General features: G+C 73.4%; 1 protein-coding gene (cut by a window edge). It reads right to left on the minus strand.

All coding sequences use genetic code 11. The features are described 5' to 3' along the window. Positions 1–25,660, minus strand: the 3' portion of a protein-coding gene (locus NH2_RS13945; RefSeq protein WP_067653375.1) for a non-ribosomal peptide synthetase. 11,582 nt of this gene lie beyond the right edge of the window; 25,660 of the gene's 37,242 nt are visible here — the last part of the coding sequence; its start codon lies off the right edge, out of view; its stop codon occupies positions 1–3.

The raw sequence follows: 25,660 nt of genomic DNA on the forward strand, positions 1-25,660 counted from the left end.
TCACTCCACGGTGACGATCGTGACCTCGTCACCGGCGGCGGACGTGTCCTCCCCCGGCGCGACGAACCAGTGCGACACCTCGCCGTCGGCGAGATCGTCCCCGACCGTCCCGGTGGGCAGCACGGAGAGCGCGCCCGCGGTCGCGGCGGCGAGGAACTCGACGACCGCGACCAGCCCGCCACCGGCTGTGGTGAAGGTCGTCGACTCGTAGTCGACCCCGTGTTCGTCGCGCGCCCGGAGCGCGAGGTCGAGCGCGTCCACCTGGCTGTAGACCGTGCCGTCCGCGAGGACGAAGGCCGGGCTCTCCTCGCCGAGCGGGCGGACCCGGTCCGCGTAGGAGACGGGGTGCGCGGGCGCTTCGGCGATGGCCGTGCGGATCGCGTCGTCGGCCGGGTCGATCCACTCCACGTCCCCGGCGCCGGAGCCGATGCCGTAGCGGGCACCGGCGGTGGCATCGAGGAGCACGGCGGCACCGGCCTTCTGCACCGCCCAGACGGCCACGACCGCCTCGAAGGAACGCGGCAGCGCGACGGCGACGACGTCGTCCGGCCCGATCCCGCGCCCGATCAGCACCCGGGCCAGCTGCGAGGAGCGGCGATCGAGCGCGTGGTACGGGATCTCGTCCTCGCCGCGCAGCAGCGCGGGCGCCTCCGGGTCCGCCTCGACCACCTCGCCGAGCACCTTCGACACCGTGCGCGCGCCGACCCGGTTCACCGGCTCGGGCGCGGCCGCGGCCACCCCGGACTCGGCGAGCAGCCTGCTGCGCTCCTCGGCGTCCAGGATGTCGATGTCGCCGACGAGCCCGTCCGGGTCGCCGAGCAGCCCCTCCAGCACCCGCATCAGCCTGGCGGCGAGGGTGCGCACCTCGTCGTCGGTGAAGCGGCTGGTGAGGTACTCGAAGACGAACTCGATGGTGGACTCGGCGGTGACCTGCAGCGTCATCGGGTAGTGCGTATTGCTGAGCACGCCGACGCCGTTCACCGACATGCCGTCGATGGAGCTGGCGGCGGCGATGGCCTCGCGGTCGATCGGGTACGACTCGAAGACCAGCAGGGTGTCGAAGAGCGAGCCTGCGCCCGCGGTGCGCTGGATCTCGGCGAGCCCGACGTAGTGGTGGTCGAGCAGGTCTGCCTGCTCACGCTGCAGCCGCACCAGCTGGTCGGCGACGGGTGAGTGGTCGTCGATCCGCACCCGCACCGGCAGGGTGTTGATGAAGAGCCCGACCATGGACTCGACGCCGGGCAGCTCGGCGGGGCGGCCGGAGACGGTGGCGCCGAAGACCACGTCGGTGCGGCCGGTGAGCCGCCCGAGCAGGATCCCCCACGCCGCCTGGACCAGCGTGTTCACCGTGACGCCGAGGTCGGCGCAGTGCTTGGTGAGCCTGCGGGCCCGCTCCGGGTCGATCGAGGTGATCAGCTTGCCGGTCTCGTACTGCTCCTGGCCGCGGGCGGGTGCGGCCAGCTCGGTCGGCTCGCCCGCGCCGTCCAGCGCCTCGGCCCAGGTGCGCAGCGAGACGTTCAGGTCGCGCTCGCCGAGCCAGCCGAGGAAGTCCCGGTAGGGGGTGACGGCGGGCAGCTGGGAGCGGTTGCCGTGCACCGCGTACAGCACCAGCAGGTCCTGCATGAGCAGCGGCATGGACCAGCCGTCGAGCAGCACGTGGTGCGTGGTGATCGAGAGGTGGTACTGCTCGGCGGCGGTGCGGTACAGGGTGAACCGGACCAGCGGCGGGGCGGTCATGTCGAACCGGGTGGCCTGGTCGGTGGCGAGCAGCTCGCGCAGCGCGGCGGCGGGGTCGTCGCGGTCGGTCAGGTCGACCTCGCGCCACGGCACCTCGGCCCGCTCCGGCACCACCTGGACGGCCTGGCCGTCGGAGTCGGTGACGAAGCCGGCGCGCAGGTTGGGGTAGCGGTCCAGGACGCCCTGGGCGGCGGTGTGCAGCCGGTCGGCGTCCACGGTGCCGAGCAGGTCGACCGTGGCCTGCATGACGTAGATGTCGGTGCCCGCGGTGGTCATGAGGGCGTGGAAGAGCAGGCCGGACTGCAGCGGGGTGAGCGGCCAGACCTCGGCGAGGCCGGGGTAGCCGCGCTCCCACTCCTCCAGGTCGGCCTGGCTGACCCGGACCAGCGGCATGTCGGACGGGGTGAAGCCGCCCGCACCCTGGGTGCCCGCGTGCTCGGCGAGGCCGGTGAGCGCCGCGGTCCAGAGCTCGGCCAGCTCGGCGAGGCGCTCGGCCGGGCCGGTGAAGTCGGTGACCAGTTCGCCACCGGCGGTGACGGACGCGAGGACGTCGATACGCGCGCCGGCGGCCCCGGCCTCGCCGCCGACCGCGAGCACCTCGGCCCCCGCGGTGGCGACGACCGGCATGCCGCTGCCCGCGGTGCTGTCGACGGGCACCGCGACACCTACGGCCGCGGAAGCAGCGGCGGGCAGCGAGTACTCGTCGAAACCCTCGACCCGGACACCGGCGAAGCGGAAGGTGATTCCACCCGGCTGCCCGGCGGCGAAGAGCGCCGGGTAGCCGTGCTCGGGCACGGCGAGCACCTGCTCCTTGACCAGCTTGAGCGCCTGTCCCTCGGTGACCTCGGCGGTGCCGAGGTCGAGGCGGAGCGGGTGGGTGACCGTGAAGTCGCCGACCGTGCGGGTCAGCTCGGCTCCGCGCTCGGCGGCGACCGGGCGCAGGTCGTTGGCGTACCGCACGGTGGTGGCGGTGTTCCCGGTCCAGCGCGCGGTGGCGAGCGCCAGCGCGGTGAGCAGGGCGTCGGTGGCGACCCCGTGGTACAGCCCGGGGACGACGCGCAGCACCGCGTCGCTCTCGGCCGCGGGGAGCACGGTCCGCACGTGTCCTGCGGGACCCGCCGCGACGGCGTCGACGGCGAGCTCCGGTGCGGTGGTCGCACGATCCTGCGCGACCTCGTGCAGCCAGCGGCGCAGCGAGGTGCCCGGCTCCGGCAGCTCGATCGGCTCGCCCGCGGCGGCCTGTGCCAGGGCCCGCGCGAGATCGCCGGTGAGGATCCGCCAGGAGGCGGGGTCGACCGCGAGCCGGTGCGCGACCAGCAGCAGGACATCGGCGCCGCCGTCGGCGGCGAACCGCACCGCGCGGAGCACGACTCCCGCGGCGGGGTCGAGCGCCGCCACCTCGGTGGCCAGTGCTCGCTCGAGCGCGGCGTCCAGGTCGGCGTCCCGCGCAGCCCCGGTCACGGCGTCCCGCGCGCCCGCTGACACGGCGCCCAGTTCGGCCGCTTGCGCGCCCGCCGACGTGGCATCGAGCCCGGCCGCCCGCATGTCGAGCTCGGTGCGCAGCACAGCGTCGATGCCGATGGCGCCGCGTTCGCGCAGCTCCAGGACCGCGTCGGTGCGCCGCAGCCGCAGCGCCTCGTGCCGGTCGAGCACCGCCGCGAGCGCCGCCCGCAGCTCCCGGTCACCGGTACCGGCGGGCAACCGCAGCGCGACCGCGTCGGCGCCGTCCAGCGCAGCGAGCGCCGGCGGCAGCGCGACCTCGCCGATCCCGCCGCCGGCCAGCTCGGCCAGGCGCTGGCGCCCGGTCACCACGCCGGCGACCGCGGCCAGCCCGGCGACGCTGCGCTGGTCGAAGACGTCGCGCACGGAGAAGACCGCGCCGAGCGTCTTGGCCCTGGAGACCAGCTGGATGGAGAGGATGCTGTTGCCGCCGAGCGCGAAGAAGTCGTCGTCGGCGCCGATCTGCTCGGCTCCGAGCACGTCGGCGAAGACCCGCGCCACCAGCTTCTCGGCCGGGGTGGCGGGGGCGCGGAAGGCGGCCTTCTCGAACTCCGGCTCGGGCAGGGCATTGCGGTCCAGCTTGCCGTTGGCATTCAGCGGCAGCGCGGCCAGCTCGACGAAGGCGCTCGGCACCATGTACGAGGGCAGCTCGCCTGCGAGCGCGTGCGCCAGCTCGTGCTTGTCCAGCTCGGCGGCGGGCACCACGTACGCCACCAGCCGGTCGCCGAGGCCGGGATCGGTCCTGGCCAGCACCGCGGCGGCGGCGATGCCGGGCTGCCGGAGCAGCGCGGCCTCGATCTCGCCGAGCTCGATGCGGAAGCCGCGGATCTTCACCTGGAAGTCGGTGCGGCCCCGGTACTCCAGCTCACCATGCGCGTTCCACGCCACCAGGTCGCCGGTGCGGTACATGCGCGCGCCGGGCTCGAAGGGGCTGGCGACGAAGCGGTCCGCGGTCAGCTCGGGCCGCGCGAAGTAGCCGCGGGCCAGCTGCGCACCGGCGAGGTAGAGCTCGCCGGAGACCCCGACCGGGACCGGCCGCAGCCGGGAATCCAGCACGTAGACCCGGGAGTTCCACTCCGGCACGCCGATCGGCACCGAGACGACGTCGCCCGCGGTGACCTCGTGCGCGGTGATCGACACCGCCGCCTCGGTCGGCCCGTACAGATTGAACAGCCCGGCGGCGTTGCCGCGCCGGAACTTCTGCGCGGTCGCCGCGGGCAGCGCCTCGCCGATGGCGAGCACCCGGCGCAGCGAGCCGGGCAGCGTGCCCTCGGCCTCGGTGAGCAGCGCGTCCAGCATGGACGGCACCACGTGCAGCGTGGTCACCCCGGTCTCGGCCATGAGCGTGCGCAGGTAGGCCGGGTCGCGGTGGCCGTCGGCGGTGGCGATCACCAGCGTGCCGCCGCACGCCGCCGCGGACCAGAACTCCCAGACCGAGAGGTCGAAGGTGGCCGCGGTCTTGAGCAGCACCGCGTCGTCGGCGCCGAGGCCGTACTCGGCGACCTTCCACTGCAGCTGGTTGGCGATGGCGCCGTGCGGCACCGCGACGCCCTTGGGCTGGCCGGTGGAGCCGGAGGTGAAGATGACGTACGCGGTGTTCGCCGGGGTCAGCGCCGCGCGGCGCTCGGCCGGGCGCAGCGGCGCGCCGTCCAGTCCGGCCAGGTCCAGCTCGTCCAGCGCGACCACCTCGGCCGCTGTGGTCTCGAAGGCATCGCCGGTCGTGGTGAGCACGCAGGTCGGGGCCGCGGTGCCGAGGATGTACTCGACCCGCTCGGCCGGCTGGTCCGGGTCGACCGGCACGTAGGCCGCACCGGCCACCGAGACCGCGTACATGGCGATCACCAGGTCGGCGGAGCGCCGGATGGCGAGCGCCACCCGATCCTCCGGGCCGACCCCGCGCTCGATCAGGTACCGCGCCAGCCGGTTCACCCGGTTGCCGAGCTCGGCGTAGCTGAGCTCGCCGTCGGGGGCGATCAGGGCGGTGGCGGCCCGCTGCGCGGCGACGGTCGCCTCCAGCAGGGAGACCAGGGTGGCCCCGGTGTCCACCGGGTGCGCGGTGTCGTTCCAGGTGTCGAGGATGCGGCCGCGCTCGTCGGCGGCGAGCAGCTCGATCTCGCCCACCGGAACCGCCGGGTCGGCGATCACGGCGTCCAGCACCCGGAGGAACCGGTCGGCGAAGCGCTGCACCGTGGCCTCGTCGAAGAGGTCGGTGGCGTAGCCGAATTCGGTGATGATCTCGGCGGGGGTGCCGTCCTCGGCGTACCGGTCGTAGAGCGTGACGTGCAGGTCGGTCTTGGCCAGCTGGGAGTCGAAGTCGACCGCGCTCACCGTCAGCCCGGGCAGGGTGATGGTGGTCTCGGCCAGGTTCTGGAACGAGAGCCCGATCTGGAAGAGCGGGTTGCGGGCGGTGGAGCGCTCCGGGTTGAGCACCTCGACCAGCCGCTCGAACGGCACGTCGGCATTGGCGAAGGCCTCGAGGTCGCGCTCGCGCACCTCGGCGAGCACCTCGGCGAAGCCGGCCTCGGAGCGCACCCTGGTGCGGAACACGAGGGTGTTGACGAACATGCCGATGAGATCGTCCAGTTCGCGCTCGCCGCGGCCGGCGACCGGGGTGCCGACGGCGATGTCGTCGGTGCCGGAGAGCCGGGCCAGCAGCACCGCGAGCGCGGCGTGCACGACCATGAAGAGCGAGGACTGGTTGGCCCGCGCCAGCTCGGCCAGCGCCTGGTGCCGCCCGGGGGCGATCTCGAAGCGGATCGCCTTGCCGTGGAAGGACTGCGCGGGCGGCCGCGGGCGGTCCGCGGGCAGCTCGAGCTGGTCCGGGAGGCCGTCCAGCGCGGCCTTCCAGTAGGCGACCTGGCGGGCGGCGAGCGATTCCGGGTCGTCCTCGGCGCCGAGCACCTCGCGCTGCCAGAGCGCGTAGTCGGCGTACTGCACCGGGAGCGGGGTCCAGGAGGGCGCCTCGCCGCCGACCCTGGCGATGTAGGCGGCCATCAGGTCGCGAGCCAGCGGGCCCATGGAGGCGCCGTCCGCCGCGACGTGGTGCACCACGAACGCGACGACGTGCTCGGGCACGCCGGCGGACGATTCGCCGCCCGCGGGCACGGCGACAGCCCGATCGGCCGCGGCGCCGAGGGCGGCCCGGTCACCGGCCGCCGTTCCGACGGCGGGGTCGCTGATTCGGAAGAGTGCCACCTTCAACGGCACCTCGACGGTGACGTCGAAGGTGGTCATGGCGAAGCGGATCACGGTCGGCACCAGCTCGGCCTCGGTGACGTCGGTGATCGCCAGTGTCGGCGCGGTGCGGCCCGCGGGCAGGATCACCTGCCGCGGCCCGTCGTCGGCGCTCGGGTACGTGGTGCGCAGCACCTCGTGCCTGGCGAGGACGTCGCCGATGGCCTGCTCCAGCGCGCGGACATCGAGCGCGCCGGAGAGCCGCACCGCGAGCGGGATGTTGTCCACGGCGGAGGTGGTGGTGTCGAACTGGTTCAGGAACCAGTACCTGGCCTGCGCCGGGGAGAGCGGAATCAGCTCCGGCCGCTCCCCCGCCACCAGCACCGGGCGGGTGCGCCCCGACCCGGCCGCGCGCTCCACCCTGATGGCGAGCGCGGCCACGGTGGACGCCTCGAAGAGGTCGCGCACCGCGAGCTGGGTGTCCAGCGCGGCGCCGATCCGCGCCGTCACCTGGGTGGCGAGCAGCGAATTGCCGCCCAGCTCGAAGAAGTCGTCGTCCACGCCGACCCGGCCGACGCCGAGCACGTCGGCGAAGGTATTGGCGACGATCTCCTCGATCGGGGTGGCGGGCGCGCGGAAGACCTTGGCCTCGAAGACCGGCGCGGGCAGCGCCCTGCGGTCCAGCTTGCCGGACGGGTTCAGCGGGAACGCGTCGAGCAGCACGAAGGCGCTCGGCACCATGTAGCCGGGCAGTTCGCCGCCGAGCTCGGCGCGCACCGCGTCGATCTCGACCGTGGCGCCCGCCGCCGGGATCACGTAGGCGACCAGCTGGTCGCCGAGGCGGTCGTCGGAGCGGACCACGACCACCGACTGCGCGATGCTCGGCAGCGCGGTGAGCGCCGACTCGATCTCGCCCAGCTCGATCCGCAGGCCGCGCAGCTTGACCTGGAAGTCGGTGCGGCCCAGGTACTCCAGCTCGCCATCGGCCCGCCAGGTGACCAGGTCGCCGGTGCGGTACATGCGGGCGCCCGGCCCGCCGTACGGGCTCGCCACGAAGCGGTCCGCGGTCAGCTCCGGCCGCGCGACGTAGCCGCGGGCCAGCTGGGCGCCGGCCAGGTACAGCTCGCCCGGCACCCCGGCCGGCACCGGCCGCAGCCGCGAATCCAGCACGTAGACCCGGGTATTGAAGACCGGCGCGCCGATCGGCACCGAGACCGTGTCGGCCTCGGTGACCTCGTGGAAGGTCACATCCACGGCGGCCTCGGTCGGGCCGTACAGGTTGTGCAGCCCGGCACCGGTCAGCTCGACCAGCCGCTGCGCGGTCGCCGCGGGCAGCGCTTCGCCGGAGGCGAAGACCGCGCGCAGCGAGGTGCACTCGTCGGCCCGCTCCTCGGCCACGAAGACCGACATCATCGACGGCACGAAGTGCGCGACCGTGACCCGCTCCTCGGTGATGATCCGCACCAGGTACCCGGGGTCGCGGTGGCCGTCCGGCCGCGCGACCACCAGCCGGGCGCCGATCTGCAGCGGCCAGAAGAACTCCCACACCGACACGTCGAAGGTGGCGGGGGTCTTCTGCAGCACGGTGTCGTCGGCGGTGAGGCCGTACTCGGCCTGCATCCACACCAGCCGGTTGACGATCGCGGCGTGGGTGACCGCGACGCCCTTCGGGCGCCCGGTGGAGCCGGAGGTGAAGATGACGTACGCGGTATTCGACGGCCGCAGCGGCGCGCGGCGCTCCGCGTCCGCGATCGGCGCGCCGGAGAGTTCCGCGAGTTCGAGCGCGTCGATCTCGACGGTCCGGAAGCCGGTGGCCTCGAAGGCGTCCCGCTCGGTGGTGAGCACCGCGACCGGGCGCGCCGTCTCCAGCACGTAGGCGATGCGCTCGGCCGGGTGGTCCGGGTCGAGCGGCACGTAGGCGCCGCCCGCCGCGCTCACCGCGTACATGCCGACGACCAGCTCGAACGAGCGGCGCATGCCGAGCGCGACCAGGGAATCCGGCCCGACCCCGAGGTCGATGAGGTGCCTGGCCAGCCGGTGTACGCGGTCGGCGAAGGCGGCGTAGCTCAGCGTCTCGCCGTCGAAGGTGAGCGCCGGCACGTCCGGGGTGCGGGCGGCCTGCGCCTCGAACATCGAGACCAGGGTGGCGGCGGCGTCCACCGGGTGCGCGGTGGCGTTCCAGGTCTCCAGCACCTGGGTGCGCTCGGCGGCGTCGAGCAGCTCGATCTCGCCGACCGGGGTGGCGGGCGCGGCCACGGCCGCGGTCAGCAGCCGGACCAGCCGGAGCGCGAACCCGGTGATGGTGGCCGGGTCGAAGAGGTCGGTGGCGTAGGCGAACTCGGCCGCCATGCCCTCGTGCTCCCCGGCGCTGGTGAGGTTGAGGTGCAGGTCGAACTTGGCGGTCACCACGTCCAGCGGCACCCCGGTGACCTCCAGCCCGGGCAGCGCGAAGGAGGCGTCGCCGGTGTTCTGGAAGGAGAGCATCACCTGGAACAGCGGGTGCCGCGCCTGCGAGCGGGCCGGGTTCAGGATCTCGACCAGCCGCTCGAAGGGCAGGTCGGCGTGGCCGAAGGCGGCCAGGTCGGTCTCCCTGGTCCTGGCGAGCAGCTCGGCGAAGGGCTCGGCCGGGTCGACCGCGCTGCGCAGCACCAGGGTATTGACGAACATGCCGATGGCGTCGTCCAGCGCGGCCTCGCCGCGGCCCGCGACCGCGGTGCCGATGGCGATGTCATCGCTGTTCGAGAGCCGGGCCAGCAGCGCGGCGAGCGCGGTGTGCACCACCATGAAGAGGCTGGCGCCGTGCGCGCGGGCCATCGAGTTCAGCCCGTGCACCAGGTCGGCGTCGAGCCAGAAGGCGTGCACGCCGCCGCGGTTGGAGGCCACCGCGGGGCGCGAGCGGTCGGCGGGCAGGTCGAGCTGGTCCGGCAGCCCGGCCAGGTTCGCCGACCAGTACCGCACCTGCTGGGCGATGAGCGAGTCCGGCTCGTCCTCGGAGCCGAGCGTCTCGCGCTGCCACAGCGCGTAATCGGCGTACTGCACCGGCAGCGGCGCCCAGCCCGGCGCCTCGCCGCGCGAGCGCGCGGCGTAGGCGATCATGACGTCCTTGGCCAGCGGCTGCACCGACCAGCCGTCGCCGGAGATGTGATGCACCACGAAGACCAGCACGTGGGTGTCGGGCTGCGAGCCGTCCATCGAGCCCGCGACGCGCAGCAGCGCGGCGCGCACCGGGACGGCGGTGGTGACGTCGAAGCCGGTCAGCACGAGTTCGCTGATCCGCTCCTCGATCTCGGTCTCGGCGACGGTGACCGGGGTGAGGTCGATGCCGACCTGGCTCGCGGGCAGCACCACCTGCACGCCGTGGCCGTCCGCGGTCTCCGGGTAGACCGTGCGCAGCACCTCGTGCCGCTCGATCACGTCGGTGACCGCGCGGCGCAGCGCATCGGCGTCGAGCGCGCCGGTGAGCCGCACCGCCATCGGGATGTTGTTCACCGCGGTGGCGCTGTCGAAGCGGTTCAGGAACCACATGCGCTGCTGGGCCAGCGAGAGCGGGATGGTCGCCGGGCGTACCCCGGCCACCAGCTCGCGGCCGCGGCCGCTGCCCGCACCGGCCTCGACCCGAGCGGCCAGCGCGGCCACGGTCGGCGCCTCGAAGAGCGTGCGGACTCCGACCCTGGTGTTCAGCGCGGCGCCGAGCCGGGCCACCACCTGGGTCGCGATCAGCGAGTTGCCGCCGAGGTCGAAGAAGTCGTCGTCCTGGCCGATCGGCCGGTCGCCGCCCACCTCGATGCCGAGCACCTGCGCGAAGGTGTCCGCCACCAGCTCCTGCACCGGCGTCGAGGGGGCGCGGAATTCCTTGACCTCGAACTCCGGCTCCGGCAGTGCGCGCCGGTCCAGCTTGCCGTTGGGGTTCAGCGGCAGCTCGTCCAGCACCACCAGCGCGGCCGGGACCATGTACGAGGGCAGCCGCGCCGCGAGGTGCTCGCGCAGCGCCGCGACGTCGATCGGAGCCGAGCCGGGCACCACATAGCCCACCAGGCGATCGCCGAGGCGGTCGTCGGAGCGCACCACCGCGACGGCCTGCGCCACCGCCGGGTGCGCGGCCAGCGCGGTCTCGATCTCACCGAGCTCGATCCGCAGGCCGCGCAGCTTGACCTGGAAGTCGGTGCGGCCCAGGTACTCCAGCTCGCCGCGGTCGGTCCAGGTCACCAGGTCGCCGGTGCGGTACATGCGGGCGCCGCGCGGGCCGAAGGGATCGGCCACGAAGCGGTCGGCGGTCAGGTCCGGCCGCGCGACGTAGCCGCGGGCCAGCTGGACACCGGCCAGATAGAGCTCACCCGGCACCCCGGCCGGCACCGGCCGCAGCCGCGAATCCAGCACGTAGAGCTGGGTATTGAAGACCGGCGCGCCGATCGGAACGGTGACCGTGTCGGACTCGGTGACCTCGTGGTAGGTGACGTCGACCGCGGCCTCGGTCGGGCCGTACAGGTTGTGCAGCCAGGCGCCGGAGGCACTCAGCAGCCGCTGCGCCACCCCGCCGGGCAGCGCCTCGCCGGAGGCGAAGACATTGCGCAGCCCGCTGTAGGCGGCCGGGTCGGCCTCGTCCACGAAGACCGCGAGCATGGACGGCACGAAGTGCACCGTCGTCACCCGCTCGGCCGCGATCACCTCGGCCAGGTAGGCGGGGTCGCGGTGCCCGTCGGGCTTGGCGACCACGAGCCGCGCGCCGGTCTGCAGCGGCCAGAAGAACTCCCACACCGAGACGTCGAAGGTGGCCGGGGTCTTCTGCAGCACCACGTCGAAGCGGTCGAGGCCGTACTCCTCCTGCATCCACACCAGGCGGTTCACGATCGCCGCGTGCGAGACCGCGACACCCTTGGGGCGTCCGGTTGAGCCCGAGGTGAAGATGACGTAGGCGGTGTTCGCGGGGCGCAGCCCGGTGTCGGCCGGCGGCTCCGGCGCGAACGCGGCGAGGTCGAGCGCGTCGATGGCGACGGCGTCGCCCGCGGCGAACCCGTCGCGGGTGGTGGTGAGCGTGAGCACCGGCCGCGCCGTCTCCAGCACGTAGCCGATGCGCTCGGCGGGCTGGTCCGGGTCGAGCGGCACGTAGCCGCCGCCCGCGGCGAGCACCGCGTACATGCCGATCACCAGGTCGAGCGAGCGGCGCATGCCGAGCGCGACCAGGGTGTCCGGGCCGACGCCCGCGGCGGCCAGGTACCCGGCCAGCCGGTGCACCCGCGCCGCGAACTCGGCGTAGCTCAGGGTCTCGCCCTCGAAGGTGAGCGCGGGGGCGTCCGGGGTGGCCGCCGCCTGCTCGATGAACATCGAGACCAGCGTGGCCTCCTGATCCACCCGGTACTCGGTGTTGTTCCAGGTGCGCAGCACCTGCTCGGTCTCGCGGGCGTCGATGAGCGGCAGATCGCCCACCGGGCGCTCCGGCTCGGCGGTGAGCGCCTTCAGCAGCCGGGTGAAGCGGCGGCCGAGCGCGGCGACGGTGCGCCGGTCGAAGAGATCGGTGGCGTAGATCAGCTCGGCGGTGATGCCGGAGAGCGGCTCGGCCTTCTCGGTGAGCACCAGCTGCAGGTCGAACTTGGCGACGTCGAGCGCCATGTCCACGCCGCTGACGGTGAGGCCGGGCAGCTCCAGGCTGCTCTGCCCGACGTTCTGGAACGAGAGCATGACCTGGAAGAGCGGGTGCCGCGCCTGCGAGCGGGCCGGGTCGATGATCTCGACCAGCCGCTCGAAGGGCAGGTCGGCGTGGCCGAAGGCGGCGATATCGGTGCTGCGCACCGTGGCAAGCAGCTCGGTGAACGACGCGCCCGGATCCACCTGCGTGCGTAGCACGAGGGTATTGACGAACATGCCGATCAGGTCGTCGAGCGCGCGTTCGCCGCGGCCCGCGATCGGCGTGCCGATGGCGATGTCCTCCTCGCGGGCCAGCCGCGCGAGCAGCACCGCCAGCGCGGCGTGCGTGACCATGAAGAGCGTCGCGCCCCGGCCGCGGGCCAGCTCGGCCAGCCTGCCGTGGGTCTCGGCGTCGATCTCGAAGGCGTGCACCGCACCGCGGCCGGTCGCCACCGCGGGGCGGGGGCGGTCGGCGGGCAGGTCGAGCTGCTCCGGGAGGCCGCGCAGGGCCTCGGTCCAGTAGCCGATCTGGCCCGCGATCACCGAATCCGGGTCGTCCTCGCGGCCGAGCACGGCGCGCTGCCAGAGCGCGAAGTCGGCGTACTGCACCTCCAGCGGGCGCCAGGCGGGCTCGCCGCCGTCCACCCGGGCGCCGTAGGCGGTCATGACGTCGCGGGTGAGCGGGCCCATGGAGAAGCCGTCGGCGGAGATGTGGTGCACCACCAGCGCGAGCACGTGCTCGGTGGGGCTGACCTCGAAGAGCCGGGCCCGGAACGGCACCTCCACGGTGACGTCGAAGGCGGTGCGGACGAACTCGGCGATCCGCCGGGGCAGCTCGGCCTCGGTGACCTCGGCCGGCGAGAGGTCCGGGATGACCTGGCCGGTCGGGACCACCTGCTGGAAACCGGCGCCGTCCAGCTCCGGGTAGTAGGTGCGCAGCGATTCGTGCCTGGCCAGCACGTCGGCCACGGCGATCTGCAGCGCCTGCCGGTCGAGCAGCCCGGAGAGCCGGACCGCGGCCGGGATGTTGTCGACCGCGGACTCCGGGTCGAAGCGGTTCAGGAACCACATGCGCTGCTGGGCCAGCGAGAGCGGCACCCGCTCCGGCCGCGGCTGCGGCACCAGCGCGGCGCGCGACCCCGCACCCGCCCTGCTCTCGGCACGAGCGGCCAGCGCGGCCACCGTGGACGCCTCGAAGAGTTCGCGCACCCCGAGGTCGGTGTCGAGCGCGGCGGCCAGCCGGGCCGCCACCTGGGTGGCGCTCAGCGAGTTGCCGCCGAGCGCGAAGAAATCGTCGTCCAGCCCGACCCTGGCGACGCCGAGCACGTCGGCGAAGACATCGGCGACGATCTCCTCGACCGGCGTGGTCGGGGCGCGGAAGACCGCGGCCTCGAAGACCGGCGCGGGCAGTGCCCTGCGGTCCAGCTTGCCGGAGGCATTGAGCGGGAACTCGTCCAGCGCGATGAGCAGCGCCGGGACCATGTAGGCGGGCAGCCGCCTGCCCAGCTCCTCGCGCACCGCCTCGGTGTCGAGCCGCTGCTCGGCGGCCGGGATCACGTAGGCCACCAGCTGGTCGCCGGTGTGCTGGTCGCCGCGGACCACGACGACCGCCTGGGCGATCTCGTCCAGCCCGGCCAGCGCCTGCTCGATCTCGCCGAGCTCGATGCGCAGGCCGCGCAGCTTGACCTGGAAGTCGGTGCGGCCCAGGTACTCCAGCTCGCCGTCCGGCGTCCAGGCGACCAGGTCGCCGGTGCGGTACATGCGGGAGCCGTCGGCGCCGAGCGGGTTCGCCACGAAGCGGTCGGCGGTGAGGTCGGGCCGCGCGACGTAGCCGCGGGCCAGCTGGTCGCCTGCCAGGTAGAGCTCACCCGCGACGCCGACCGGGACCGGCCGCAGCCGCGAATCCAGCACGTAGACCTGGGTATTGAAGACGGGCGCGCCGATCGGGACGGTAACCGTGTCGGCCTCCACGACCTCGTGGTACGTCACGTCGACCGCGGCCTCGGTGGGGCCGTACAGGTTGTGCAGCGCGGCGCCGGTGAGTTCGCGCAGCCGGTGCGCGGGCTTCGGGCCGAGCGCCTCGCCGGAGGCGAAGACCAGCCGCAGCGAGGTGCTCGCCGCCGCTGCGGCGTGCGCGTCGGGCCCGGAGGAGGAAGCCCGCGTCACCACGGAGGGCCCCGGGAACGCCGCCATCGAACTCACGAAGACCGCGAGCATGGACGGCACGAAGTGCGCGACGGTGACCCGCTCGGCCTCGATGACCTCGGCCAGGTACTGCGGGTCGCGGTGGCCGTCCGGCCGCGCGACCACCAGCCGGGCGCCGATCTGCAGCGGCCAGAAGAACTCCCACACCGACACGTCGAAGGTGGCCGGGGTCTTCTGCAGCACGGTGTCGTCGGCGGTGAGGCCGTACTCGGCCTGCATCCACACCAGCCGGTTCACGATCGCCGCGTGGCTCACCGCGACGCCCTTCGGCCTGCCGGTCGAGCCGGAGGTGAAGATGACGTACGCGGTATTGCCGGGACGCAGCGGGGAGCGCCGGTCGATATCGGTGAGCGGGGTGTCGTCCAGGCCGTCCAGGTCGAGCAGGTCGATGCGCACCTGGGCGGTGTCGATCTCCAGGTCGTCGCCGGAGGTCAGCACGCAGACCGGGTCGGCGGTGGCCAGGATGTACTCGGTGCGCTCGGCCGGGTGGTCCGGGTCGAGCGGCACGTAGGCGCCGCCCGCGACGGTGACGGCGTACATCCCGACCACCAGGTCCAGCGAGCGCCGCATGCCGAGCGCCACGAAGGACTCCGGGCCGACGCCGCGCTCGACCAGCCAGCGGGCCAGCCGGAAGACCCGGCCCGCGAACTCGTCGTAGGACAGGGCTGTCCCCTCGAAGACCAGCGCGGGCGCGTCCGGTGTGGCCGCGAGCTGCGCCTGGAAGAGCGCGGGCAGGGTGTGTTCTGGTTCGGCGCCGTGATCATCCGACGCGGCGCCGTACTGCGCGGCCAGCGCGGTGGACACGTCGAAGGCGGTGTCGTTCCAGGTGCTGACGACCTCGGCGCGCTCGGCGGCGTCCAGCAGCGCGATATCGCCGACGGCCGAATCCGGCTCCGCGGTCATGGTTTCCAGCACCCGCACCAGCCGGTCGGCGATTCGCCGCACGGTGCCCTCGTCGAAGAGGTCGCGCAGGTACCCGGCCCGGACGCGGAGCTTGGCGTCCAGCTGCGCGATCAGGGTGAGCGGGTAGTGCGTGGCGTCCTCCGCCGCCAGCGCGGTGACCGCCATACCGTCGATATCGGCGGCCTGGGCCTGGATGCCCTCGGCGTCCACCGGGTAGGACTCGAAGACCACCAGGGTGTCGAAGAGCCCGCTCATCCCGGCGGCGGCCTGGATGTCGGCGAGCCCGACGTAGTGGTGGTCGAGCAGGTCGGCCTGCTCGCCCTGGGTGCGGGTGAGCAGCGCGCGCACCGGCTCGGCCGGGTCGAAGCGGACCCGCACCGGGACGGTGTTGATGAACAGCCCGACCATCGACTCCACGCCGGTGAGCTGCGCGGGGCGGCCGGAGACGGTGGTGCCGAAGAGCACGTCCTCGCGGCCGGTCATCCGGCCGACCAGCACCGCCCACGCCACCTGCAGCACGGTGTTCGGGGTGACGCCGAGCGTGGCCGCCAGCCCGGTGAGCCGCGCCGTGGCGGGCTCGTCCAGCTCGAAGAGGTACTCCCCGGCGAGCGCGGTGATCTCGCGCCCGGCGCCCGGCCTGGCCAGCAGCGTCGGCTCGGTGACGCCGCGCAGCGCGTCGGCCCAGACCGCCACCGAGGCGGCCCGGTCCTGCCTGCCGACCCACTCCAGGAAGTGCTTGTACGAGCGCACCGCGGGCAGCACGCCCCGGTCGGCGTGCACCGCGTAGAGCATGAGCAGGTCGCGCATGAGCAGCGGCATGGACCAGCCGTCGAGCAGGATGTGGTGGTTGGAGACCACGAACTGCCAGCGGTCCGCGGCCACCCGGATGAGGGTGAAGCGGATGAGCGGCGGGGCGGTCAGGTCGAAGGGGCGGGCCCGGTCCTCGGCGATGAGATCGGCGGCGTCGCCGACGGCGTCGATCGCGGCGGAACCGCCGACGGCGTCGATCGCGGCGGAACCGCCGACGGCGTCGATCGCGGCGGAACCGCCGACGGTTTCGATCGCGGCGGGGCTCCGGTCGTGCTCCGCCCACGGGACCCGGACGCTGTTCAGCACCACCTGCACCGGGTTGCCATCGGCGTCGGTGACGTAGGCGGTGCGCAGCGTGTCGTAGCGGTCCAGCAGCGCCTGGGCGGCGGCGCGCAGCCGGGTGGAGTCCACCCGGCCGGTCAGGGTGAGCGTGATCTGCGAGGTGTAGACGTCCACCGACCCGGCCGCGAGCCGGGCGTGGAAGAGCAGCCCGGCCTGCAGCGCGGAGAGCGGCCAGACGTCGGCGAGCGCCGGGAAGCGCCGCTCCCAGTTCTCGATGTCGGCCTGGGTGCTGCGCACCAGCCCGAAGTCGGCCGGGGTGTGCCCGCCCGCCTCGGCGGACTGCGCGTGCCGCGCGACGGCCTCCAGCGCGGTGACCCACAGCTCGGCGAACTCGCGCACCTCGGCGGCGTCGAGCAGGGTGCTCGGGTAGCCGATGGTGGTGAGCAGGGTGTCGCCGGTGACGATGGCATTCAGGTCGAGCGGGGCCATGGCGGGCATGTCGGCGTCGTAATCGGCGGCCAGCGCGGCGAGCTCGGGCGCGGGGATCCAGCCGAAGCCGCGCAGCGCCTCCGGCACATCGGTGTCCGAGACCCGGCCCAGGTAGTTGAAGCTGACCTGGCCGGGCAGCTGCTCCGGCAGGTCGGCGGCGGTGCTGCGGTTCAGGTAGCGCAGCATGCCGTAGCCGATGCCCTTGTCCGGCACCGCGAGCAGCCGCTCCTTGACCGCCTTGAGCGCCCTGCCGAGCGCGGGGCCGCCGGTGAGCGCGGCGTCCACGTCGATCCCGGCCAGGTCGAAGCGGACCGGGAAGATGGCGGTGAACCAGCCTGCCGTGCGGGAGAGGTCGGCGCCGGGCACGATCTCCTCCTCGCGGCCGTGGCCCTCCAGCCGGAGCAGCAGCGAATCGGCGCGCTCGGCGGTGCGGCGCGCCCGCCACTTGGCGGTGGCCAGGGTGAGCGCGGTGAGCAGGCCGTCGTTCACGCCGCCGTGGAACAGCGCGGGGACGGTGGTGAGCAGGGTGCGGGTGACCTCGGGCGAGACCCGGACCTGGATCTTCTCGATCACGCCCGACACGTCGACCGCGGGGTCCATGGGCCGGTCGGTGAGCAGCGGGTCGGGGCCGCCGACGACGCCGCGCCAGAAGTCCAGCTCGGCGACGCGTTCGGGGCTGTGCGCCTGCTGCTCCAGCGCGTGCGCCCAGGAGCGCATGGAGGTCGCGGGGGCGACGAGTTCCGGGGTGCCGCCTGCGGAGAGCTGCCCCCAGGCGGTGACCAGGTCCGGCACCAGGATGCGCCAGGTGACGCCGTCCACGACGAGGTGGTGCGCGACGACGACGAGCCTGCCGCCGCGGTTCGCCGCGGCGGGCTCCAGCCAGACGAAGCGGACCACGATGCCGGACTCCGGGTCGAGCCGGTCCAGCGCGCCGTCGACCGCCGTCGCGGCGATCGCCATCAGGTCGGCATCGCTTGCCACGGAGTCGAATTCGACGCGGTCGATGAGCGCGTCGATATCGACCGAGCCGGGGGCGGTGGTCTCCAGCACCCAGTCGGCGCCCTCGGCGCGGAGCCGGGCGCGCAGCATGTCGTGCCGGTCGACGACCGCGCCGACGGTGGCGGCGATCCCGGCCCGGTCGATGCCGACCGGCAGCTCCAGCGCCAGCATCTGGTGGAACCGGCCGAAGCCGCCGGGCCGCTCGGCCATGAACCGCACCACCGGGGTGAGCGGCATCCGGCCGACGCCGCCGCCGGGCAGCTCGTCCAGCGCGGGCTGCTGGGTGTTCTCGGCGTCCGCGGTCTCCGCGACCGCGGCCAGCCCGGCCACGGTGCGCTGCTCGAAGACGTGCCGCGGGCTGAACACCACGCCGCGCGCCTTGGCCCGGGAGACCAGCTGGATGGAGACGATGGAGTCGCCGCCGAGCGCGAAGAAGGAGTCGTCCACGCCGACCCGCTCCACGCCGAGCACCTCGGCGAAGACCTCGGCGATGGTGTGCTCGATCGGGGTGCGCGGCGCGCGGAAGGCGACCTCGGTGGCGAAGACCGGCTCGGGCAGCGCCTTGCGGTCCAGCTTGCCGACCGGGGTGAGTGGGATGTGGTCGAGCACCATGATCGAGGACGGCACCATGTAGGCGGGGAGGCTCTCCTCGACGTGCGCGGTCAGCTCCGCCACATCGATGGACTGCCGCTGCGCCGCGACAACGTACGCCACCAGCGTGGTGGCCCCGTTCTCCGCCTTGTGGCCGACGGTGACCGCGAAGTCGACGGTCGGGTGCGCGGCCAGCGCGGCGTCGATCTCGCCCAGCTCGATCCGGAAACCGCGCACCTTCACCTGGAAATCCGAACGGCCCACATACTCGACCTCACCGGAACGAGTCCACCGCACCACATCACCGGTGCGGTACATCCGCGCCCCGGCCACATACGGATTCGCCACGAAACGCTCGGCAGTCAAACCAGGACGCGCATGGTAACCACGCGCCAACTGGATACCCGACAGATACAGCTCACCCGCGACACCCACCGGGACCGGCCGCAACCGGGAATCCAGGATCAGCGACTGCATGCCCCTGGTCGGCCCACCGATCGTCACCGTCTCACCCGGCACCAGCGCATCACTGATATTCGTCATGATCGTGGTCTCGGTCGGCCCGTAACCATTGTGGAACGCACGAATCGTGCCGTCCGCCAACGGGACCGCCCACTTCGCCACCAACTCCGGCGGGCACGCCTCGCCACCGGCGACCAGCACACGCAGCGTGTCGAGCCCGCTCGGGTCGAAGGTGGCCAGCGCGGCCGGGGTGATGAAGGCATGGGTCACCCGCTTCGACCGGATGAGCTCGGAGAGCTCGTCACCGCCGTAGACACCGGGCGGAACCACGACCAGCGCACCACCGCGAGCCAGCGCGAGCAGCAGCTCCAGGATCGAGGCGTCGAAGGACGGCGAAGCGAAATGCAGGGCGCGGGAATCGGAATCGAGCGCGTACCGCTCGGCCTGCTCCTCCCCGAAGTTGGCGAGCCCGGAGTGCGTGACGACCACACCCTTGGGCACACCGGTCGAGCCCGAGGTGTAGATGACGTAGGCCGGGTGCTCCGGGCGCAGCGGCCGCAGCCGCTCGGCATCGGTGATCGGCGCGCCGTCGAACTCGCTCAGCTCGAGATCGTCGAGCACCAGCCAGCGCGCCGACTCCGGCAACCCCTCGCGCACTTCGCGCACGGTGAGCCCGAGCGGCGAGCCGGAGTCGGTCACCATGTGCGCGATGCGCTCGGCCGGGTAGTTCGGGTCCACCGGCACGAAGGCGGCACCGGTCTTGGCGACCGCCCACGCCGCGAGCACCGAGTCCGCGGAGCGCGGAATGCCGACGGCGACCAGGTCCTCGGTGCCGACACCGGCCGCGATGAGCAGCCGGGCCAGCCGGTTGGAGCGCTCGTCCAGCTCGCCGTAGGTCAGGGTCTCGCCGCGGAACACCACCGCGGGCGCCTCCGGCGCGCCGATGGTGAAGAGCTCCGGCAGCGGACGCGGCGCGACGGCGGGGGCTCCGGTGCGGGACACCAGGTCCGCGCGCTCCTCGGCGTCGAGCACGTCGATTCCGCCGACGGCGATCGACGGGTCGGCGGCGACCGCGGTGAGCACCCGCAGCCAGCGCCGGACGAACGCCGCCGCGGTGGCCTCGTCGAAGAGCTCGGTGGCGTAGGTGAGGCCGAGCGCGAGCCCGCCCGCGCTGTTCTGCGCGAGGGTGAACTGGAGGTCGAAGCGGGCGACGGCCTCGTCCAGGTCGAGCGCGGAGACCGAGAGCCCGGGCAGCTCCAGCGTGCCGCGATCCAGGTTCTGGAAGGCCAGCATGACCTGGAAGAGCGGGTTGCGGGCCTGCGAGCGCTCCGGCGCGAGCAGCTCCACCAGCCGCTCGAACGGCACGTCGGCATTGCCGAAGGCGTCCAGGTCGGTGCGGCGCACCTTGCCGACCAGCTCGGCGAAGGAATCGCCCGGCTCGATGGCGGTGCGCAGCACCAGGGTGTTGACGAACATGCCGACCAGGTCGTCCAGCGCGGCCTCGCCGCGGCCTGCGATCGGGGTGCCGATCGCGATGTCGTCGGTGCCGGAGAGCCGGGCCAGCAGCACCGCGAGCGCGCTGTGCACCACCATGAAGAGCGAGGCGCCCTTGGCGCGGGCGATCTCCTCCAGCGCGGCGACCAGCTCGGCCGGGATCTCGTCGTGCAGGGTGGCCCCGCGGAGGCTCGCCACGGCCGGGCGCGGGCGGTCCGCGGGCAGGGTGATCTCGTCCGGGATGTCCGAGAGCGCGCGCTGCCAGTACGCGACCTGCCGCGCCATCAGCGATTCCGCGTCTTCCTCGGTGCCGAGCACCTCGCGCTGCCAGAGCGCGAAGTCCGCGTACTGCACCGCGAGCGGGGCCCAGCCGGGATCGCCGCCCTGGGTGCGCGCGGTGTAGGCCACCATGACGTCCCTGGTCAGCGGCCCGACCGAGAAGCCGTCGGCGGCGATGTGGTGCACGACGACCACCAGCACGTGCTGGTCGCCGGACACCCGGTAGAGCCGGGTGCGCAGCGGAACCTGCTCGGCCACATCGAAACCGGTGCTCACGAAGGCGGTGACGGCCTCGACCAGCGAGGCCGCTGCGACATCGACCGGGGCGAGGTCGAGCGCGACCTCCTCGACCGGCACGATCACCTGGGTCGGGGTGCCGCCGTGCTCCGGGTACCTGGTGCGCAGCGATTCGTGCCTGCGCACCACGTCGGCCACGGCGAGCCGCAGCGCGTCGACGTCGAGCGCGCCGGTGAGCCGGATGGCGATCGGCAGGTTGTAGGCCGCCGAGGCGGTGTCGTACTTGTTCAGGAACCACATGCGCTGCTGCGCGAACGACAGCGGCACCAGGGCATCGCCGCGCGGGCGCGCGACCAGCGGGGCCCGCTCGGGGCCGCCGGTGTGCGACTCCACGCGGGCGGCGAGCGCCGCCACGGTGGACGCCTCGAACAGCGTGCGCACCGGCACGGTGGTGCCGAGCGCGGCGCCGATCCTGGCCGCCACCCTGGTGGCGATGAGCGAGTTGCCGCCCAGCTCGAAGAAGTCGTCGTCGACGCCGACCCGCTCCAGGTCGAGCACCTCGGCGAAGACCGCCGCGACGGCCTCCTGCACCGGGGTGACCGGTGCGCGGAAGGCACGGGCCTGCGCCGCCGGGGCGGGCAGCGCGCGGCGGTCCAGCTTGCCGTTCACGGTGAGCGGGATCCACTCCAGCCGCACCAGCGCGGCGGGCACCATGTACGCGGGCAGCCGCTCGGCGGCCCCGGCGCGCACGGCATCCAGATCCGGCGTGGCCCCCGGCTCGGCCACAATGTAGGCGACGATCCGCTGATCGCCCGGCTGATCCTCGCGGACGACGACGGCCGCCTGCGCGACGCCGTCCTGCGCCAGCACCGCGGACTCGATCTCGCCGAGCTCGATCCGGAAGCCGCGCACCTTGACCTGATCGTCGGCGCGGCCGAGGTACTCCAGCTCGCCACTGCGGTTCCAGCGCGCGAGGTCACCGGAGCGGTACAGCCTGGTGCCGTCCGGCCCGGCCACGAAGCGGGCCGCGGACAGGTCGGGGCGGCCCAGGTAGCCGCGGGCCAGCTGCTTGCCCGCCACGTACATCTCACCCGAGACCCCGACCGGCACCGGCCGCAGCCGCTCGTCCAGCACGTGGATACTCAGCCCCGGAATGGCCCGGCCCACCACCGAACCCGACGCGGACGCGATGGTCGCCGCGTCCAGCGGCCGGTAGGAGACGTGCACCGTGGTCTCGGTGATGCCGTACATGTTCACCAGCACCGGCGCGGTGTCGCCGTGCCTGGCGACCCAATCGCTCAACCGGCGCAGCTCCAGCGCCTCACCGCCGAACACCACCGCGCGCAGCGCGAGCGCCGCCGCACCCGGATCGGCGTTCCGGTCCGCCTCGGCCAGCTGGTAGAAGGCCGACGGGGTCTGGTTGAGCACGGTCACCCGCTCGTCGCGAAGCAACTCCAGGAACTGCTCGGGCGAGCGCGAGGTGTAGTAGTCGACCACGACCAGCCTGCCGCCGAAGGCCAGCGGACCCCACAGCTCCCAGACCGAGAAATCGAAGGCGAAGGAGTGGAACAGCGTCCACACGTCGTGCGGGCCGAAACCGAAGTCGGCATCGGTATTGGCCAGCAGCCGCACCACATTGCCGTGCTGCACCGGGACGCCCTTGGGGCGGCCGGTCGAACCCGACGTGTAGATGACGTAGGCGATATTGCCCGCGGTCAGCGGGGCGATCCGGTCGGCATCGGTGACCGGGCCGTCGTCGGCGTCCTCGATATCGCCCGCCTCGACGGCGTAACCGTCCAGCACCACCCGCGGCAGCCCGGCGGGCAGCTCCACCTGCACGGTGGAGTCCACGATCACGCTGGTGGGCTCGGCGTCCGCCAGCACGTAGGCGATGCGATCGGCCGGGTAGGCCGGGTCGACCGGCACATACCCCGCGCCCGCCTTGACCACCGCGAGCAGCGCCACCACCAGGTCCAGCGAGCGCGGCAGGATCACCGCGACCAGCCGCTCCGGCCCCGCGCCCTCCTCGATGAGCCGGCGCGCGAGCACGTTCGCGCGGCGGTCCAGCTCGGTGTAGGTGAGGGTGTCGGCGCCGAACGTCACCGCGGTGCGCGGGCCGTGCTCGGCCACGATGCCGTCGAAGAGGTCGACCAGGGTGGCGGATTCATCGGCGAAGCGGCCGGCGTAGGAGTCGGCCCCTGCCCGCACCCAGCGCTCCGAGAGGTCGAGCCGCTCGCGCTCGCCGAGCAGGTCGATATCGCCGACGATCACGTCCGGGTCGTCCGCGACGGTGCGCAGGATCCGGGTCAGCCGCTCCGCGAAGGAGGCGACGGTGGCGGGGTCGAAGAGTTCGGTGGCGTAGTTCCAGCTCAGCGCCAGCGAATCAGCGGGGGCCTCGGCTGATCGTCCAACGGTGAGCTGCAGGTCGAATTTGGCGGTGCCCGCGTCGAACTCGACCGCGCTCAGCTCCAGCCCGGGCAACTGGACGGTGCCCATCTCGGTGGCCGAGGCCGCCTCGAAGGTCAGCGCCACCTGGAAGAGCGGGTGGTGCGCCTGCGAGCGGGCCGGGCTGAGTACGTCGACCAGCCGCTCGAAGGGGACGTCGGCGTGCGCGAAGGCGGCCAGGTCGGTGCGGCGCACCTGCTCCAGCAGCTCGCCGAAGCGGGTGCCTGGCCGCACCTCGGTCCGCAGCACGAGGGTGTTGACGAACATGCCGACCACGTCGTCCAGCGCCCGCTCGCCGCGCCCGGCGATCGGGGTGCCGATGGCGATATCGGTGCCGGTGGAGAGCCGCGCCGCCCAGGTGGCGAGCGCCGCGTGCATGACCATGAAGAGCGTGGTGCCGCGGGCCCTCGCCAGCTCGGTCAGGCTGCGGTGCAGCTCCGGGTCGAGCGAGAAGCTGTGCAGCCCACCGGCGTTCGAGGCGATCTCGGGGCGGGGGCGGTCGGCGGGGAGCTCGATCTGGTCGGGGAGGTCGCGCAGCTGCTCGGTCCAGTAGCCGATCTGCTCGGCCGCCACCGACTGCGGGTCGGTTTCGCTGCCGAGGACGTCGCGCTGCCAGAGCGCGTAGTCGGCGTACTGCACCTCCAGCGGGGACCAGGTGGGCGCCTCGCCGCGGGTGCGCTCGGTGTAGGCGATCACCACGTCGCGCAGCAGCGGGCGCAGCGAGAAGCCGTCGCCGGAGATGTGGTGCATGACCAGCACCAGCACGTGGTTGCGCTCGTTCAGCGCGAGCAGGCTCGCCCGGAACGGCACCTCGGCGGTGACGTCGAAGTGCGTGCTCGCCAGCTCCACGATGCGCGCGGGCAGCGTCCCCGCCCGCACCGGCTCGGCCACCAGGGTGACCGCGACGTCCTCGGCGGGCAGCACCCGCTGGAAGCCGTCGCCGTCCACCTCGGGGTAGATCGTGCGCAGCGTCTCGTGCCTGGCCACCAGGTCGGCGACGGCGGCGTTCAGCGCGCCGACATCGAGGGTGCCGGAGAGCCGGACCGCGATCGGGATGTTGTTCACCGCGGTGCGGCTGTCGAAGCGGTTCAGGAACCACATGCGCTGCTGCGCCGGGGAGAGCGGCACCAGCTCCGGCCGCTCGCGCGCCACCAGCGGCGCCCGGCGCGTCCCATCGGCCGCGGACGCCGCGCCTTCCACCGCCGCGGCCAGCGCGGCCACCGTCGAGGTCTCGAAGAGCGCGCGCACCGGAATCCGCGTGTCGAGCGCCTCGCCGAGCCGGGCCGCCACCTGGGTGGCGACCAGCGAGTTGCCGCCGAGCTGGAAGAAGTCGTCGTCCAGCCCGACCCGCTCGGCGCCGAGCACCTCGGCGAAGACGCTCGCCACGATCTCCTGCACCGGGGTGGCCGGGGCGCGGAACACCCTGGCCTCGAAGACCGGCGCGGGCAGCGCCTTGCGGTCCAGCTTGCCGGAGGGGTTCAGCGGGAAGGCGTCCAGCACCACGTAGGCGGCCGGGACCATGTAGGCCGGGAGCCGGTGCGTCAGCTCGGCCTTCACGCCCTCGGTATCGATCACCCGATCCGGGTTCGCCACCAGGTAGGCGACGAGCTGGTCGCCGGTGTGCTCGTCCGAGCGGACCACCACGACGGCCTGTGACACCGCGTCCTGCGCGGTGAGCGCGCCCTCGATCTCGCCCAGCTCGATGCGCAGGCCGCGCAGCTTGACCTGGAAGTCGGTGCGGCCCAGGTACTCCAGCTCGCCGTCCGGGGTCCAGACCACCAGGTCGCCGGTGCGGTACATGCGGCGCCCGGCGTCGAAGGGGTTGGCCACGAAGCGGTCGCAGGTCAGGTCGGGGCGGCCGACGTAGCCGTAGGCGAGCTGCGCGCCAGCCAGGTGCAGCTCGCCCGGCACCCCGGGCGGCACCGGCCGCAGCCGCGAATCCAGCACGTACACCTGGGTGTTGAAGACCGGGGCGCCGATCGGCACGGTCTGCGTGTCGGCGTCGGTGACCTCGTGGAAGGTCACCTCGACCGCGGCCTCGGTCGGCCCGTAGAGGTTGTGCAGCCTGGCGCCGGTCAGCTGCCGCAGCTTCTGCGCGGCGCCCGCGGGCAGCGCCTCGCCGGAGGCGAAGGCATTGCGGATCACGGTGCAGTCCGCGGCCCGCTCCTCGTTCACGAAGAGCGAGAGCATGGACGGCACGAAGTGCACCGTGGTGATCTGCTCCTCGGTGATCAGCCGGGCCAGGTACACCGGGTCGCGGTGTCCGTCCGGCCGCGCCACCACCAGCCGCGCGCCGACCTGCAGCGGCCAGAAGAACTCCCACACCGACACGTCGAAGGTGGCCGGCGTCTTCTGCAGCACCACGTCGTCGGCGGCGAGGCCGTACTGCGCGTGCGCCCAGACCAGCCGGTTCACGATGGCCGCGTGGCTC

This window comes from Nocardia harenae NBRC 108248 (assembly GCF_001612885.1).
In the GTDB taxonomy this organism is placed as follows: Bacteria; Actinomycetota; Actinomycetes; order Mycobacteriales; family Mycobacteriaceae; genus Nocardia; species Nocardia harenae.